Source organism: Algiphilus sp. (genome assembly GCF_023145115.1).
GTDB lineage: Bacteria > Pseudomonadota > Gammaproteobacteria > Nevskiales > Nevskiaceae > Algiphilus.
Map to the genome: position 1 here is coordinate 11,666 of NZ_JAGLEJ010000007.1, position 16,384 is coordinate 28,049.

The following is a 16,384-nucleotide window of genomic DNA, read 5'->3' on the forward strand; positions in this document are numbered from 1 at the left end:
GCCGTTGCTAGCGTTTCCGTCGGGACGCGCCATCCGGTGTGTCCCGTCCAGATTCCCGGGGAGCCCAGCATGTCCGAATCCGTCCTGGTGAAGCGCCGCGACGCGGTGCAGTGGATCACCATCAACCGCGAGGAACGCCGCAACGCCATCAATCAGGAAGTCATCGCCCGCATCGGCGACGGCATCCGCCAGGCAGTGGCGGAGGGCGCCCGCGCCATCGTGCTGACCGGCACCGGCGAGAAGGCCTTCTGCGCCGGCGCCGACCTGGCCAGGAACGTCAAGGGTGGCGCCTTCGCGGTCGATTTCTCGCAGCCCAAGCACTACATCGTGAAGCTCTTCAAGGAGCTCGAGGAGTGCCCGCTGCCGCTGATCGCGCGCGTCAACGGCCACGTCATGGCCGGCGGCTTCGGGCTGCTCTGCGCCTGCGACATGGCGGTTGCGGCCGACGATATCCGCATCGGCACCACCGAGTCGAAGATCGGCCTGACGCCGATGATGATCCTGCCCTACATGCTGCGCATGCTGCCCGCGCGCAAGCTGCAGGAGATGTGCATCACCGGCGAGCAGTTCAGCGCCGCCGAGGCGCTCGAATGGGGCGTGTTCAACTACGTGGTGCCGCGCGCGGAGCTGGACACCAAGCTGGACTGGCTGCTGGAGCGCACCGTCGGCAAGTCGCCGACGGCGGTGCGCCTCGGCAAGCAGGCCTTCCACGCCATGCGCGACATGACGCTCCCGCAGGCGCTGGAGTACGCCCAGGCCATGGTGCCGGTGATGTCCTCCACCGAGGACGCCACCGAGGGCATGGGCGCATTCCAGGAGAAGCGCGCGCCGCAGTGGACGGGGCGATGAGCGGGACGGCACTGCGCATCGGCTGTGCCTCGGGCTTCTGGGGCGACAGCGCAGAGGCTACCGGCCAGCTCGTCGACAGCGGGCAGATCGACGTGCTGGTCTTCGACTACCTCGCCGAGATCACTATGTCGCTGCTGGCCAAGGCACGCGCCAAGGACCCGCAGGCCGGCTACGCCACCGACTTTCCGTCGGTCGTTGCCGCGCAGGCCGCGAAGGTCGCGGCGCAGGGCATCAAGGTGGTCAGCAACGCCGGCGGCGTCAATCCGGCGGCCTGCAAGGCGGCCATCGACAGCAAGCTGGCCGAGCAGGGTGTCGACCTGAAGGTGGCCATCGTCACCGGCGACGATCTGCTCGAGCGCGCCGGCGAACTGCAGAATCGCGACATCCGCGAGATGTTCAGCGGCACCGCCTTCCCGGCGAAGCCGTGGAGCATCAACGCCTATCTGGGCGCCTTCCCCATCGCGAAGGCGCTGGCCGACGGCGCGGACATCGTCATCACCGGCCGCTGCGTCGACAGCGCGGTGGCGCTGGGCCCGCTGATCCATCACTTCGGCTGGTCGGCCACCGATTACGACCAGCTCGCCATGGGCAGCCTGGCGGGCCATGTCATCGAATGCGGCGCACAGGCCACCGGCGGCATCACCACCGACTGGCGCGCCGTGGCGGACCAGTGGGACGACATGGGCTACCCCATCGCCGAAGTCGCCGCCGACGGCAGCTTCACGGTGACCAAGCCCGACGGCACCGGCGGGCGCATCACGCCGGAGACCGTCGCCGAGCAGATCGTCTACGAGATCGGCGATCCCGGCCGCTACCTGCTGCCCGATGTGTGCTGCGACTTCCGCAACGTGCGCTGCGAGCAGGCGGGCGACGATCGCGTGGCGGTCAGCGGCGGCCGGGGCGCCGCGCCGGGCGATGACTACAAGGTCTGCGCCACCTACCAGGACGGCTTCCGCGCCACCGGCACGATGATGATCGGTGGCCCCGAGGCGGTGGAGAAAGCCGAGGCCGTGGCCGCGGCCATCCTCAAGCGCACGCGCCGGCTCTTCGAGCGACGCGGACTGGGCGACTACCGCCGCGCCCACGTCGAGACGCTGGGCGCCGAGGCCAACTGGGGGGACCGGTCGCAGAGCCGGCACACGCGCGAAGTCATCCTCAAGATCGCCGTGCACCACGACAGCCGCGATGCGCTCGAGATCTTCTCGCGCGAGTTCATCCCGCCGGCCACCAGCATGGCGCAGGGCATCACCGGCTTCGCCGGCGGCCGCCCCAAGGTGACGCCGCTGCTGCGCCTGTTCTCCTTCGTGCTGGCCAAGACCGAGGTCCCGGTGGCCGTCGACGGCACGACCTGCGAGATCCCTGCCGGCGGGCAGCTAGCCGCCGTCGAGCCGGCCGCGAAGGGCGCCGGCGAGAAGCCGGACGGCGAGATGGTCGAAGTCCCGCTGCGCGCGATCGCCTTCGGCCGCAGCGGCGACAAGGGCGACAGCGCCAACATCGGCGTGCTCGCGCGCCGGCCGGCGTTCCTGCCCGTGCTGCAGGCCGAGCTGACCGGCGGCGCGGTACGCGCCTGGATGGGCCATCTGCTGGAAGGCGCCGTCACGCGCTTCGACTGGCCGGGTCTGGACGGCCTGAACTTCTACTGCGAGCAGGCCCTCGGCGGCGGCGGCACGGCCAGTCTGCGCTACGACCCGCAGGGCAAGATGCTGGCGCAGATCCTCATGGATTGTCCGGTGCACGTGCCCAAAGCCTGGGTCGATGAGGGTCTGGTGCAGGCATGAAGCAGTGTTTGAACCACAGATTTCACGGATTCACACCGATTTCACGGGCTCCGGTGGGCGCTGACTGCGTCAGCGCCACCGGAACAAATCCCCGAAGTCCGTGGAATCTGTGGTTCATCCCTGGCCCCATCCAGACGCGGCCGGTGCGCTAGCGCGATGAGCGACGGCCCCGTCCAGCGCCAGCACGCCGCGCGCATGCCGCGCGCCGAGCGCGTCGAGACCATCCTCGAGGCGGCACGCGCCGCCTTCACCGAGAAGGGTTTCGATGCCACCACGGTGGCCGGCATCGCGACACGCATCGATGTGGTCGAGGGCACCATCTACAAGTACTTCGACAGCAAGCGCGACCTGCTCCTGGCGGTACTGGCGCGCTGGTACGAGGCGCTGCTGGCAAGCGGCCGCACCGCCCTCCGCGAGGCCGATACGCCGCGAGCCGGGCTGCTGGCGCTGGTCCGCCTGCATCTGCAGGCCATTCACGACGACCCGCCGCTGTGTCGCCTGATGTTCCGCGAGGTGCGCGGCGAACGCGACTACGAGGGCTCGGTGCTGCACCGGCAGAACCAGCGCTACACCGGCCTGCTGGCCGACGTGCTGCGCGACGGCATGACGCAGGGGCACTTCCGCGCCGACCTGCCGGTGGCGCTGCTGCGCGACACCGTGTACGGCGGCATCGAGCACCACAGCTGGTCCTTCCTCTTCGGTCGCGGTCGGGCGCTGCAGGTTGGGCTGCTGGCCGAGCAGATCACCGATCTCGTCTGCCGCGGCATCGAGCCGCGCTGAGACCGCATCCCCTACCCCCACGATTCGCGAGCCAACGGCTGAAACCACGATGAGCAGATCCGAACCCTCCTGGCCCTTCGACACGGTGCTGGTCGCCAACCGCGGCGAGATCGCGTTGCGCGTGATCCGCACCGTGCATGCTCTCGGCCTCCGCGCGGCGGTGGTGTTTCATGCCGCCGACCGCGGCAGTCCGGCGGTGACCGCTGCCGATGCCGCCGCGGAAATCACCGGCGAGACCCCGGTTGCGGCCTATCTCGACGGCGCGCAGATCGTCGAGGCCGCGAAGAAGACCGGCGCCGGCGCCATCCACCCCGGCTACGGCTTCCTCTCCGAGAACGCCGAGTTCGCGCGCGCCGTCGAGGCCGCCGGCATCGCCTTCGTCGGCCCCAAGCCCGAGCAGATCGAGCTGATGGGCGACAAGGTGCGCGCCCGCGGCTTCGTCGAGAAGAGCGGCTTTCCCGTCGCGCCCTCGGCCATCGAGGACGACAACCCCGAAGACTTCAATGAGCGCGCCCGCGCCGTCGGCGCGCCGCTGCTCATCAAGCCCTCCGCCGGCGGCGGCGGCAAGGGCATGCGCATCGTGCGCGACCTGGACAAGCTGGAAGCCGAGATCGCCACCGCGCGCAGCGAGGGCCAGCGCTACTTCGGCGACGGGCGGCTCTACGTCGAGCGCTTTGTCGACAATCCGCGCCACATCGAGGTCCAGGTGCTGGGGGACGCCCACGGCAATGTCGTGCACGTCTTCGAGCGCGAGTGCTCGGTGCAGCGCCGCTTCCAGAAGATCGTCGAGGAGTCGCCCGCGCCCGTGCTGTCGCAGTCCGAGCGCGAGCACATCAGCGAGACCGCCGCCGGCATTGCGCGCGCCATCGGCTACCGCGGTGCCGGCACGGTCGAGTTCATCTACGGCAACGGGGAATTCTTCTTCCTGGAGATGAACACCCGCCTGCAGGTCGAGCATCCGGTCACCGAGGAAGTCACCGGCATCGACCTCGTGGCGAAGCAGCTCGCCATCGCGGCCGGCGAAGTGCTCGACCTGGAGCAGGCAGCCATCACAACGACGGGCCACGCCATCGAGCTGCGCATCTACGCCGAGGACCCGGCGGCTGGCTATCTGCCGACCACCGGCCCGATCCTGCGGCTGGTCCCGCCGACCGGCGAGCGCGTGCGCTGGGACGGCGGCGTCGTCGAGGGCGGTGCGGTCACGGCGGCCTTCGACCCGATGATCGCCAAGCTCATCGTCTGGGGGGCCGACCGTGAACAGGCCATCGCCCGCGCCCGCAGCGCGCTGGAGGAAACCGTGCTGCTCGGCTGCCAGACCAACACCGCTTTCCTGCGCGCGCTGATGGATCACCCCGACTTCGTGGCCGCCGAGATCCACACCGGCTATCTGGACGCCCACCCAGAGGTCGCGGAAGCGCGGCCGCCGGATGTCGACACGCTCACCCGCCTACTCGCCGCTGCGGCGCTGTCGACGCGGCCGATCCGCGATGTCGCCGACAGTACGCCGGTGCTGCACGCAGCGATTGGGGATTGGAGGAACTAATGACATCGCTTGCGGAACTGCGGGCCTCTCCCCTAACCCCTCTCCCGGCGGGATAGGGGAACGAGATAGACGGCGACGACAATGCCTGAACCACTCGAACGGCGAAGCCCCTCTCCCTCAGGGAGAGGGGTTGGGGAGAGGGCCGGCGCCAAACGCACGCAAGTTCAACGCGCCCGCTCCCTACGCAACCAACAAACCGACGCCGAAGCCCGCCTCTGGTACCACCTGCGCGCGCATCGCTTCCTGGGCCTGAAGTTCAAGCGCCAGCAGCCGATCGGGCATTTCATCGTTGACTTCATCTGCCAGCAGTGCGATCTCGTCATCGAGCTGGACGGCGGCCAGCATTCGGGCCAACAGGACTATGACGCGCAACGCAGTGCCTATCTACAAGCGCAGGGTTTGCGCGTGCTGCGCTTCTGGAACAACGACGTGCTGAACGAGACCGAGGCGGTGCTCGACCAGATTCGACGCTATTGCACCGACGAAACGCTTTCCCTCTCCCCTAACCCCTCTCCCGCACGCGGGAGAGGGGAACGAGACGAGTAACCCTATGCATCACGCATTCAAGCTGGAAGACAACGAACAACCGATGGCGCTGTCGCGCAGCGCGCACGGCTACCGGCTGCACCTGGCGGATCGGGTGCTGCCGGTGAACCTGCACCCCGAGGACGACGGCAGCGCGATCCTGACCGTGAACGGCGTCAGCGAGCGCGTCACGATCGCCACGCACGGCGACGACGTCTTCATCCACTGCCGGGGGCAGAACTGGCACCTGCGCTACGCGCACCCGCTGGAGCGGCTGGCGCAGCAGCTGCGCGGCGCCGAGGAGGACGTCCTGCGCGCCCCCATGCCCGGAAGCATCGTGCGGCTGGAGGTAGAAGCGGGCGACGCGGTCACGGCCGGGCAGACGCTGCTGGTCATGGAGAGCATGAAGATGGAGACGACGCTGGCCGCGCCACGCGACGGCACCGTCGCCGAGGTCCACTTCGCCATCGCGCAGAGCTTCGACCGCGATGCGGTGCTGCTGACGCTGGAGCCGACCGAATGATCGCCCGCGCCCACCACTGCGCCACCGCCCGCCAGGAACACCGGACATGAAACGCATCCAGACCACCATCAGCACCGCCTCGCCCGACTACCAGGCCAATCTCGCGCACAACCGCGACCTGGTCGCCGCCTTCCGCGAGCATCAGCGTCGCGCCCGCGAGGACCGCCCGCAGCGCGACTTCGATCGCCTCGACAAGCAGGGCAAGCATTTCGTGCGCAAGCGGCTGGAGCTGCTGCTCGACGCCGGCACGCCTTTCCTGGAGCTGTCCTCGCTGGCCGCCAACGAGCTCTACGACGGCGAGGTCCCGGGCGCGGCCTGCGTCACCGGCATCGGCATCGTCGCCGGCCGCGAGGTCGTCATCAATGCCGGCGACGCCAGCGTCAAGGGCGGCGCCTGGTATCCGATCACGGTCAAGAAGACGGTGCGCGCGCTCGACATCGCCATCGAGAACCGGCTGCCGGTGATCCATCTCTGCGACTCGGCCGGCGGCTTCCTGCCGGAGCAGGCCGAGCTCTTCGCGGACAAGTACTACGCCGGCCGCATCTTCCGCAACCAGTGCATGCTCTCGAAGATGGGCATCCAGCAGGTGGCGGTGGTATTGGGCCACTGCACGGCCGGCGGCGCCTACGTCCCCGGGCTGTCGGACTACAACGTCATCGTGCGCGGCACCGGTGCCATCTTCCTGGCCGGCCCGCCGCTGGTGAAGGCCGCCACCGGCGAGGAGGTCAGCGTCGAGGATCTGGGCGGCGCCGACATGCATACCTCCACCTCCGGCACGGCGGACTATCCGGCCTCCAGCGAGGAGGAGGGCATCGCCATCGCGCGCGACATCGTCGGCCAGTTCAAGCGCCCGACCAAGGCGCAGATCGAGTGGCAGGAACCGGAGGCGCCCTACTACCCCGCCGAGGAGCTCTACGGCGTCATCCCGAAGGACATCAAGGCGCAGTTCGACATGCGCGAGGTCATCGCGCGCGTGGTCGACGGCTCGCGCTTCCACGAGTATCAGCCCAACTACGGCAAGACCCTGATCTGCGGCTATGCGCATATCTGGGGCTACAAGGTGGGGATCCTCGGCAACAATGGCGTGCTCTTCAACGACAGCGCACTCAAGGGCGCGCACTTCATCGAGCTGTGCAACCAGAACCGCACGCCGATCATCTTCCTGCAGAACATCACCGGCTTCATGGTCGGCCGCGCCTACGAGGAGCAGGGCATCACCAAGGACGGCGCCAAGATGATCATGGCCGTCTCCAACTGCGAGGTGCCCAAGATCACGGTGATGTGCCACGGCAGCTTCGGCGCCGGCAACTACGGCATGTCCGGCCGCGCCTTCGATTCGCGCTTCGTCTTCGCCTGGCCGAATCACCAGATCTCGGTCATGGGGGCCGAGCAGGCCGCCAACACGCTCGCGGACGTCAAGTTCCGTCAGCTGGAAAAGCAGGGCCAGCAGCTCTCCGACGAGGACTACAACGCGATCCGCGATCCGGTGCTGGCCGAGTTCAAGCGCAAGTCCTCGGCCTACTGGTCGACCTCCGAGATCTGGGACGACGGCATCATCGACCCAGCCGACACGCGCAACGTGCTGGGCATCGCGCTGTCCGCGGCGCTCAATACCGAGATCGGCGATCCGCGCTACGGCGTCTTCCGCATGTAGGCTGTGGTCATGGAGCCTGCCACCGCCAGTCAACCGGATACCGCAAGCGGCGACCACCTCGTCCGCAAGGCGGTAGTGGTGGGGCTGCGCACGCGCTTCGTCATGCGGTGCATGCGCTTCCTGCTGCGGCCCTGGCTGAGCTTCGTGCTGGGCGGCCCGCACAAGCGCATCGCCCGCATCCAGCTGCGCCTGGCTGCACAGGCATGCCGCGACAGCGCCGGCCTGGCCGTGGTCTACCGCGTGCTCGGCAAGTGCCCCGGGCATGCGGTGGGGGATATCGACGCCACCGACGCGCCGGTCGTGCTCTATCTGCACGGCGGCGGCTTCGTCCTGCCGGCGGTACCTGCCACCCACGTCAGCCTGCTGGCACGCATCTGCCGCGACCTGGGCGCATCCGGCTTCATGGCCGACTACCGACTCGCGCCGTTCAACCACTTCCCCGCCGCGCTCGACGACTGCGAGCAAGCCTATCGGGCGCTGCTCGATCGCGGCTTCCCGGCGCACCGCATCGTGATGGCGGGCGAGTCCGCCGGCGGCAATCTGCTGCTCGGCCTGCTCCAGCGGATCCGGCGCGCCGGGCTGCCGATGCCGGCCGGCGCCGTGCCGATCTCGCCGGTGACCGAGATGGGTCGCATCCACGCCCCGCCGGCGCGTGCGCGGCTGCGCAACCGCGATCCGATCCTGCCCGCCGAGGGCCTGCATCGCATCGACCCGATCTACTCCGGCGGGCACGATGCCGCCGATCCCGAGCTGTCCCCGCTGTACATGGACTGCCACGACCTGCCGCCGATCCGTTTCCTGGTCAGCGATGGCGAGATCCTCCTCGACGACACCCTGCTGCTCGCCGAGCGCATGCGCGATGCCGGCACCGATGTGCGGGTCGACGTGTGGCCGAAGCTGCCCCACGGGTTCCCGCTGTTCGGTGCCGTCATGCCGGAAGTCGTGGAAGCGCGCCACGACATGACAGCCTTCATGCGTCACTGCCTGGAGAATCGGGCGGGCTGAGCGACGATCCCCCCGGGCAGTCCGCGTGTGCAGGCGCACCAACCACCCGGCATGAATGGACGGCCTCGCCCGCGCTCGGACTGCCGGCAGCCCGACCACCCGCCCAACGCAGCTGCGCAGGCTTGACGCACGCTACCGTCGCGCCCATCTCCCCGGGTGCGGCGCATCCGCGACGCGACACCGCGACCGCTCCCCCGTTCCGGCGGCCGCGCTGCATCGCGACGGCAGCGCCCCGTCAGCGGCCTCCCCCGCTTGCTGCCGACGCGTGAGGCCCGCGTGCGCGACGCGCCGATACGCGGCCCGACTGCCGCGCCACGGGCCGGCGCACAAAAAAGCCCCGGCACGATGGCCGGGGCTCGAAGGGATCGGCGGTGATCCGGTGCGTCAGCGCACCCGGAACTCCACGCGACGGTTGTTGGCGCGACCTTCCTCGGTGTCGTTGGTATCGATCGGGATGGTTTCACCGTAACCCACCGGCGTCATGCGACCGCCGCTGATGTCCTTCTGCATCAGGTAGGTCTTGACCGAATTGGCGCGCCGCTCGGAAAGGCCGAGGTTGTACTCGTCCGGACCGATGCTGTCGGTGTGACCCTCGACGTCGACATCGACATCCGGGTAGGCCTTCAGCACTTCGGCGGCCTGATCGAGGATGTCCTTCGACTCCGGCGTCAGCCGGGCCGAGTCGAACTCGAAGTTGACGCCGCGGAGGATGAAGTTCTGCGTCCGCTCCACCGCGAAGCCCTCGGCATCGGCAGGCTCGCCCGGCCGCGCGAGACGTCGGTCACCGACCAGCGCACAGCCGTTGGGCAGCACGGTGGCACCGGGCGGCGACTGCGGGCACTCGTCGAGATGGTCGGGCACGCCATCGCCGTCCGAGTCGAGCGGACAGCCATCGGCGTCGACCGGAATGCCGGGCGGCGTGTTCGGGCACTTGTCCTTGAAGTCGGAGACACCGTCATTGTCGGAGTCGGTGAACGGACAGCCGCGCTGGTCGACCCGTTCGCCCTCCGGCGTGTTCGGGCATTCGTCGAGGTAGTCCGGTACGCCGTCGCCGTCGGAATCGATCGGGCAGCCGTACTGATCCACGGTGGCGCCTTCGGGCGTGCCCGGGCAGCGATCCTTGTGGTCCGGCACGCCATCGCCGTCCGAGTCGATCGGGCAGCCGTACTGATCGACCGTCACGCCAGGCGGCGTGTTGGGGCACTCGTCCCGGTGGTCCGGGATGCCGTCCGCGTCGGAATCCGGCGGGAACTCGCCGAGCTTGAGGCGCACGCCGAACAGCGCGGTCCAGGTGTAGAAGTCCTCGTCGCGCGGAATGCCCGGCGGCTCGGCGTTGACCTGATCGATGTGGTACCGACCCGACGCGATGAACTCGAGGCTGCGGCTCAGCGGATAGGTGAAGCCGCCTCCGAACTGCAGGCCCGGACCGGTGGTGCTCTCGTCGAGGAAATCGATGTCGTGCATGTTGGCGCCGGCCATCAGGAAAGGCCGGAAACCGCCGACATCCTCGACGTTCGGACCGCGAAGCAGGTAGACGACCGCGTTGACGCCGGCCGTGAAACGCTCGTAGTCGGTGGCCGGCGCGGGCACGCCGAGATCAGCGTAGCCGGCCTCGAGCTCGAGGGACAGCCAGGGAAGAATCGGGCGACCGATGGTGAAGTAGCCGGCCGGGCCATTGTCCAGATCGGACGAGTCCGAAAAGATCATGCCGCCCTGAGCCTGGATGTACCAGCGGTCATCGTAGTACTTGGCCCAGTCCCTGGCTCCGTCCTGCGCCCACGCTGCCCCCGTGAACACGAGTACCGCCAACATCAGACACGCTGATCGCTGAATCACGCTGCTACTCCCTGTATCCCGAATTTATGGTGCAGCCTGGGCGCGTCGGTGCGGGGTTTTCTTACACCGGGGAACTGCCAAGGCGCACTGGCACATTGGCATACTAATCCCTATAGTTCTCGTGTGGAAGTCTATACACGGAAGCAGCCGGGCACGTGATTCGTGGCGCCCTCAACCCGGGGAAGTCGAGAATCCAGGCCCGACCGTAACTAAATGAAATTGAGCGCTGGAGAGTCACCCGATGTCTATGCCCCTTAAGTCCTGGTTCGGCGCCCTGCTGGCTGCGCTGTTGCTCGCCGCGTGCGGTGATGGCTCGGTACGCAGCCCCGAGTTGATCGGCCCCGGCGGCCTCCTGAACATCCAGCTCCGCTGCCAGACTGCGCCCGGTCCGAACGGCCCTCCCTGCGCGCAGCCGCCGACGGTGTTCGTTGGCGGCAGCGTCCACTATCGCGTGCTGGGCACCTTCGAGGACGGCTCGACGCGTGACATCACGGCGCAGGATCGCATCGCGCTCAACCTCGGACCGGCCGGTACCTCGCGCGGTTCGCTGACGCCCACCGGCCCCGAAAAGGGGCGTGTCCGGGGCAATGCGGCCACCGAGGACGGCGCTCCGCTCAGCGTGACCGCGGCGGATACCCAGGGCGAAGCGGATCCGGCCCGGGACGATCTCATCGTGGTCGGCGGCACGCCCGAGTCGATCGACGTCCTCCTGCGCGACAGCGCAGGTAGGCTGGACGGCTTCCCGTTCGATGTCGCGCCTTCCGGTGTTCCCCAGCAGTTCGTGGCGCGCGTGAATTTCGCCGAGAGCGCCCCCGACCTGCTCGTCAGCAGCGACCCCCAACTCGTGTGGTCGGCAGAGCTCGTGGATGGCCAGCCGGATGACACCGGCAGCATCACGCAGAACGGCGTCTTCACCGGCACCAACACCAGCCCGGACCTGGAAGAGGCCGACAACTCGATCTACGCGATCACCGCGCGCTTCCGCCCCGAGCCGGACGACCCGTCTGCGCCGCAGTTCTCACCCATCCAAAGCACCGAGGAGCTGGAAGTCGGCCCGGCGAGCTACGTGGACGACTCGTTCCGCCTGGAGCCGGCGGCCGCGCAGATCGTCGAGGGCCAGACGGTGACCTTCCGCGCCTTCGCCAGCTTCCAGACCGGCGAAGCCGGTGACGGCACGCCGGTCATCGTGGAGGCGGAGATCACCCAGGCCCTCGAAACGCTCGGCAGCGACGGCCCCGAGTTCGTCGAGTTCCAGGAATCCGACGCCGAGATCGACAATGTCCTCGTCGGACTCTCGGCCACGCCGGAGGGCCTCCCGGTAACGGTGACCGCCACCTTCCGTGGCGAGACCGACACCTCGCAGGTTGTGGTGCTCGAGCCAGACTTCGCCCAGCTCGCCCTGGTTCCGGTGGGTGTCGCGCCGTTCGAGGCCGCCGGCCTGTTCAATATCCCCGGCGCCGACGAGGAAGCGATCCAGGAGCGCCGTGAGCAGGTTGCCAACGACGCATTGCTCCTCGGCCTCAACGAGAACGGCCAGATCCCGACCTGCGAGTACGACCCCAGCATCGAGGACATGCCCGAGGACTGCCCGAACGCGGCACTCCCGCTGAATCAGACCCTGCCGGGCGTCAGCCTCTCCTACGTGGTCGTTGCCCGCCTGCAGGGCTCGCCCGAGTTCGGCGAGGACGGCACAAACGGCATCCTGCTGCAGGACTTCACCGCCGCGTGCGACGACGACAGTGTCCTGTCGATCAATTTCGACGGCGGGGACAGCGTTATCGACATCGCCACCCTGACGGACCCCGAGGGCGAGGACGTCGAGCCGGAGCCGCTGCGTACAGCCTCCGGCGCACGGTATGTGCGCGTCGACGGTCTGTCCGAGGGCGAAAGCATCCTCCGAGCACGACTCGGCGTCGGGTTCGAAGGCGATGCCACCGCGGGCCTGAACTGCCGCAGCGAGGAAGTCGAGGACGCCGAGACCGATGTCGTTGTCGGACTTGACGGCGGCAACGGCCAGATCGAGGCGGTCGACCGCACCACCTTCAACATCAACCGCAACTTCGGCTGCCAGGGCTTCATCAATGCCGAGCAGCTGCTGGCCGATGAAGGTGTCCGTGCCCGCGGCGAGAAGCTCATCGCTTCGCTGACCTACGACGTCGGTGAAGAGGGCATGACCGAGCGGCGCGTGATCGTGCCGATCAATCAGCAGCGCATCGTCGATTTCCGCACGGTGCGTGGCCCGGCGCAGACGCCCGAGCAGCTCGACTGCCGCAACGAGGACGGCACCGGCGGCCCGCCGGCGATCTCGATCACCAACGCGCTGGACGTCGAGCGCGGTCTGGTCTTCACCGACAGCCCGATCAGCCTGGACACCAACTGTGCGGCGGCCGACCTGATCATCCGCGAGGGTGTGACCCTGCCGGGGCTGACCAACACGCTGATCGACGAGGACCCCGAGGACGACATCCTGCCGCGCACCACGCGCGCCGCCAGCTACGTCCTGCTGCCGGTGGACGACGCCATTCTCGGCGGAGACAGCGCCATCAGCAGCGCGCAGATCGACGAGCTCTGCGACGGCCTCGAGCCGCTGCTGACGCTCCCACTCGGGCCGGCCGTCGGTCTGCCTCAGGGAGCCGGGCTGCCGGTCGAGCTGATCAGCGGTATCGGTGCCATCCTGTCGCCGATCCTCAACAGCGAGCCGGTGCAGGGTCCGGTTGCCGACGGTCTCGAGCTGCTGCTCAATTCCCTGGGCGATCTGGTCAACGGCCTGCTCGATGTCACCGGCCTGGGCGATCTGCTGATCGATCCGCTTCTCGGGATACTGGGCATCGGCGACGACAGCCCGGTCGGCATTTCGCTGCTGGCATCGCTGATCGACGGCCTCGGGCTGCTGCTCGACGAGCTGAAGAGCGCCATCGGTGGTGCCATCGGGCTGGAGGATCCGCCCGCCACGGCCGATCCGGGCGATCCCTTCGTGCAGGAGCAGATGGAAGCGCCTGACGAGGGAGAGGAAGGCGAGGAAGAAGCCTGATCCCCGGACACAAGCGAAACCGGAAACGCCCGCGCAAGCGGGCGTTTCCTCTGGATGCGGTGAAAGCGGCGGGGCTCAGTAGCCCAGCTGGCGCGAGGCGAGATCCTTCATGATCTCGGAAGCGCCGCCGCCGATGGACAGCACCTTCGTCTCGCGGAAGATGCGCTCCGACTTCGCTCCGCGCAGATAGCCGGCGCCGCCGAGGATCTGGACTGCTTGACCCGCCACCTGCTCGAGCGTCGATGTCGCCAGATTCTTGAGCATGCAGAGCTCGGCAACCGGGTGCTGCCCCTGCGAAACGCGCCATGCGAGCAGGTGGAGCTGAGCGCCGACAGCGTCGATGGCGGTCTTCATGTCGACCAGCTTGTGGCGTATCACCTGACGCGCGATGAGCGGCTTGCCGAAGGTCTGGCGCTCGCGCGCCCAGTCGAGCGCCTCCCGGTAGCAGGTCTGCGCCAGCCCCCAGGCCTGGGCGGCCAGCGCCAGTCGCTCGCCGTTGAAGTTCTGCATGATCGCCATGAAGCCGGCGTTCTCGACGCCGATCAGATTCGCGGCGGGCACGCGCGCGTCGTCGAAATACAGGGTCGCGGTGTCCGAGCACCGCCACCCCATCTTGTCCAGCGGCGAGCGCGAAAAGCCGGGTGTATCGCCTTCCACCACCAGCAGCGAAATGCCGCCGACGCCCTCGCCACCCGTGCGCACGGCGGTCGTGATGCAGTCCGCGCGCATCCCGGAGGTGATGAAGGTCTTGCTGCCCTTGAGAATGTAGTGATCGCCGTCGCGGCGGGCCGTGGTGCGGATGCTCGCGACGTCGGAGCCGCCCGATGGCTCCGTGATGGCGAGCGCGGCCACCTTGTCGCCGGCAAGCACGGGCGCCACGAAGCGCTGCTTCTGCTCGTCGGTTCCCGCGGCCACGATGGGCGGCGTCCCGATGCCGTGGCTCATCAGACTGGCGATGAGCCCGCCGCTTCCCGCCCGGCAGAGTTCCTCGATCGCGATCATCTCGAAGAAGCGATCGGGCACCTCAATCCCGCCACAGGCCTCGGGAAACCCGATCTGCAGGACACCGGCCTCGGCGGCACACCGATGCAGGGCGCGCGGCAACTCGCCCGCCTCCTCCCACGCATCGATGCTCGGGGTAATCTCACTTTCCACAAATCGCGCAACCTGGTCCCGGAATGCGCCATGGTCGTCGTTCAGGAAGGGGCTGCTAGCGGTCATCACTATTACCGTTGAGGCCTCGCGGCCGGTCTGGGGCAAAGCTAGCGCTTGCGGTAGCATCGGTGCAAGCCGCTGACGGCCATCCAACCACGCAACTGGGGAGTACGCATGGATATCGGGCAGGAGGATCTGGCGCTGCCGCGCCTTCGGCACTGGGAAACGACGCGCCCCGACGTGATCTGCATGACACAGCCCATGGGGGACGGCTCACTGCGCGCCTACACCTGGTCACAGGCCGTCGGCGAAGCCCGCCGCATGGCCGCATGGCTCCGGGCGCAGGGATACCCCGAAGGCAGCAACATCGCCATCATCTCGAAGAACTGCGCGCACTGGATGATGTGCGACTGGGCGATCTGGATGGCCGGGTACGTATCGGTTCCGCTCTACCCGACGCTCACCGCGGACTCGGTCCGCAAGATTCTCGAACACAGCGAGTCGCGCGCCGCCTTCATCGGCAAACTCGACGACTGGGACACCATGAAGGACGGTGTGCCGGACGAGGTGCAGTGCATCGGCTTTCCGCTTTCGCCGCCGAACGATTTCCCGACCTGGGAAACCGTCGTCGCAGAGCAGGAGCCGCTCACCGAGCTTCCCGAACGCCGGGCGGAGGACCTCGCCACCATCATCTATACCTCCGGCACCACCGGCATGCCCAAGGGTGTCATGCACAGCTTCGGCGCAATGGCCTGGGCGATCGCCTCCGGCAACAAGCGATTCCGCATGGGCGCCGACGACCGGGTGCTCTCCTATCTGCCGCTCTCGCACATTGCCGAGCGCATCGCCGTCGAGCTCGGCATGCTGAACTGCGGCATGCGCACCTACTTTGCCGACTCGCTGGATACGTTCCTGCAGGACCTGCAGCGCGCGCGCCCCACCTTCTTCTTCTCGGTGCCGCGCCTCTGGGTCAAGTTCAAGCAGGGCGTCAATGCCAAGATGCCGGACGAGAAGCTCGACCGCCTGCTGAAGATTCCGATCCTGTCCGGCATCGTGCGTCGCAAGATCCTGAAGGGGCTGGGGCTCGACCGCATCCGCTTCGCCGGCGGCGGTGCCGCACCGATGCCCCCGTCGGTCATGTACTGGTACCAGAAGCTGGGCCTAGAGATCATCGAGGTGTACGGCATGACCGAGAACCTCGCCATCTCGCACTCCAACCTGCCGGGCCTGACGCGGCCGGGCTTCGTCGGCTACCCGTACGAAGGCGTCGAATGCCGCCTCGCCGAGGATGGCGAGGTGCAGATGCGCAGCCCCGCGGTGATGATGGGCTACTACAAGGAGCCCGAGAAGACCCGCGAAGCGATCACGGAGGATGGCTGGCTGCGCACCGGCGATCGCGGCGAGCACGACAGCGAGGGCCGCCTGCGCATCACCGGCCGCGTCAAGGACATCTTCAAGAGCTCCAAGGGCAAGTACATCGCCCCGGCCCCCATCGAGGACAAGCTGGTCACGCACGGGGCCGTCGAGGCCTGCTGCGTCGCGGGTGCCGACCGACCGCAGCCCTTCGCCATTCTCATGCTCTCCCCCGAGGCGCTGGAGCGCTGCCGCGACGACAGCGCGCGCCGCGAACTGATGGCGGACCTCGCCGAGTACCGGGAAACGGTCAACGCCCAGCTCGATCGGTAATCCCCCCGCAGGCTAACGG

General features: G+C 68.2%; 12 protein-coding genes. 10 read left to right on the plus strand and 2 right to left on the minus strand.

Features of this window, described 5'->3' with window-relative positions:
- Positions 1–69 precede the first annotated feature (69 nt).
- The 8 genes from KAH28_RS02560 (at position 70) to KAH28_RS02595 (ending at position 8,657) form a co-directional block, all read left to right on the plus strand.
- A complete protein-coding gene (locus KAH28_RS02560; protein WP_290574240.1) occupies positions 70–849 on the plus strand; it encodes an enoyl-CoA hydratase-related protein in 780 nt (259 codons plus the stop codon).
- Positions 846–2,627 carry an acyclic terpene utilization AtuA family protein gene (locus KAH28_RS02565; protein ID WP_290574241.1) on the plus strand — a complete coding sequence of 594 codons (1,782 nt, stop codon included), beginning with the start codon at positions 846–848 and terminating at the stop codon, positions 2,625–2,627. Before KAH28_RS02560 ends, KAH28_RS02565 begins: the two co-directional genes overlap by 4 nt.
- Positions 2,628–2,783: 156 nt before the next feature.
- Positions 2,784–3,407, plus strand: coding sequence for a TetR/AcrR family transcriptional regulator (locus KAH28_RS02570; RefSeq protein WP_290574242.1), 624 nt, complete (start codon positions 2,784–2,786; stop codon positions 3,405–3,407).
- Positions 3,408–3,456: 49 nt separating this feature from the next.
- A complete protein-coding gene (locus tag KAH28_RS02575; protein WP_290574243.1) occupies positions 3,457–4,950 on the plus strand; it encodes a biotin carboxylase N-terminal domain-containing protein in 1,494 nt (497 codons plus the stop codon).
- Positions 4,951–5,031: 81 nt separating this feature from the next.
- Positions 5,032–5,496, plus strand: coding sequence for an endonuclease domain-containing protein (locus KAH28_RS02580; protein ID WP_290574244.1), 465 nt, complete (start codon positions 5,032–5,034; stop codon positions 5,494–5,496).
- Between the two features lie 4 nt (positions 5,497–5,500).
- On the plus strand, positions 5,501–5,998 hold the full coding sequence (locus tag KAH28_RS02585) for a biotin/lipoyl-containing protein (RefSeq protein ID WP_290574245.1): 498 nt from the start codon (positions 5,501–5,503) through the stop codon (positions 5,996–5,998).
- 46 nt (positions 5,999–6,044) lie between these two features.
- Positions 6,045–7,652: a carboxyl transferase domain-containing protein gene (locus KAH28_RS02590; RefSeq protein ID WP_290574246.1), complete on the plus strand. Its 1,608-nt coding sequence runs from the start codon at positions 6,045–6,047 to the stop codon at positions 7,650–7,652.
- 9 nt (positions 7,653–7,661) lie between these two features.
- On the plus strand, positions 7,662–8,657 hold the full coding sequence (locus KAH28_RS02595) for an alpha/beta hydrolase fold domain-containing protein (protein ID WP_290574247.1): 996 nt from the start codon (positions 7,662–7,664) through the stop codon (positions 8,655–8,657).
- A gap of 384 nt (positions 8,658–9,041) precedes the next feature.
- Here KAH28_RS02595 and KAH28_RS02600 read toward each other — a convergent pair whose 3' ends face one another.
- On the minus strand, positions 9,042–10,469 hold the full coding sequence (locus KAH28_RS02600; protein WP_290574248.1) for an OmpA family protein: 1,428 nt from the start codon (positions 10,467–10,469) through the stop codon (positions 9,042–9,044).
- 265 nt (positions 10,470–10,734) lie between these two features.
- Here KAH28_RS02600 and KAH28_RS02605 point away from each other — a divergent pair, with 265 nt between their 5' ends.
- Positions 10,735–13,524, plus strand: a complete 2,790-nt coding sequence (locus KAH28_RS02605) for a hypothetical protein (RefSeq protein ID WP_290574249.1) — start codon at positions 10,735–10,737, stop codon at positions 13,522–13,524.
- Between the two features lie 75 nt (positions 13,525–13,599).
- Here the strand turns inward: KAH28_RS02605 and KAH28_RS02610 are convergent, their stop codons facing one another.
- Entirely contained in the window at positions 13,600–14,745 is a 1,146-nt protein-coding gene (locus KAH28_RS02610) for an acyl-CoA dehydrogenase family protein (RefSeq protein WP_290574250.1), read from the minus strand.
- Between the two features lie 108 nt (positions 14,746–14,853).
- Between KAH28_RS02610 and KAH28_RS02615 the strand changes: the two genes are divergently transcribed.
- On the plus strand, positions 14,854–16,365 hold the full coding sequence (locus tag KAH28_RS02615; protein ID WP_290574251.1) for an AMP-binding protein: 1,512 nt from the start codon (positions 14,854–14,856) through the stop codon (positions 16,363–16,365).
- The last annotated feature ends 19 nt before the right edge of the window (positions 16,366–16,384 follow it).

Coding starts and splice junctions, on each gene's coding strand:
- KAH28_RS02560 (WP_290574240.1), top strand. CDS start 70: ATGTCCGAATCCGTCCTGGTGAAGCGCCGCGACGCGGTGCAGTGGATC.
- KAH28_RS02565 (WP_290574241.1), top strand. CDS start 846: ATGAGCGGGACGGCACTGCGCATCGGCTGTGCCTCGGGCTTCTGGGGC.
- KAH28_RS02570 (WP_290574242.1), top strand. CDS start 2,784: ATGAGCGACGGCCCCGTCCAGCGCCAGCACGCCGCGCGCATGCCGCGC.
- KAH28_RS02575 (WP_290574243.1), top strand. CDS start 3,457: ATGAGCAGATCCGAACCCTCCTGGCCCTTCGACACGGTGCTGGTCGCC.
- KAH28_RS02580 (WP_290574244.1), top strand. CDS start 5,032: ATGCCTGAACCACTCGAACGGCGAAGCCCCTCTCCCTCAGGGAGAGGG.
- KAH28_RS02585 (WP_290574245.1), top strand. CDS start 5,501: ATGCATCACGCATTCAAGCTGGAAGACAACGAACAACCGATGGCGCTG.
- KAH28_RS02590 (WP_290574246.1), top strand. CDS start 6,045: ATGAAACGCATCCAGACCACCATCAGCACCGCCTCGCCCGACTACCAG.
- KAH28_RS02595 (WP_290574247.1), top strand. CDS start 7,662: ATGGAGCCTGCCACCGCCAGTCAACCGGATACCGCAAGCGGCGACCAC.
- KAH28_RS02600 (WP_290574248.1), bottom strand. CDS start 10,469: ATGTTGGCGGTACTCGTGTTCACGGGGGCAGCGTGGGCGCAGGACGGA.
- KAH28_RS02605 (WP_290574249.1), top strand. CDS start 10,735: ATGTCTATGCCCCTTAAGTCCTGGTTCGGCGCCCTGCTGGCTGCGCTG.
- KAH28_RS02610 (WP_290574250.1), bottom strand. CDS start 14,745: ATGACCGCTAGCAGCCCCTTCCTGAACGACGACCATGGCGCATTCCGG.
- KAH28_RS02615 (WP_290574251.1), top strand. CDS start 14,854: ATGGATATCGGGCAGGAGGATCTGGCGCTGCCGCGCCTTCGGCACTGG.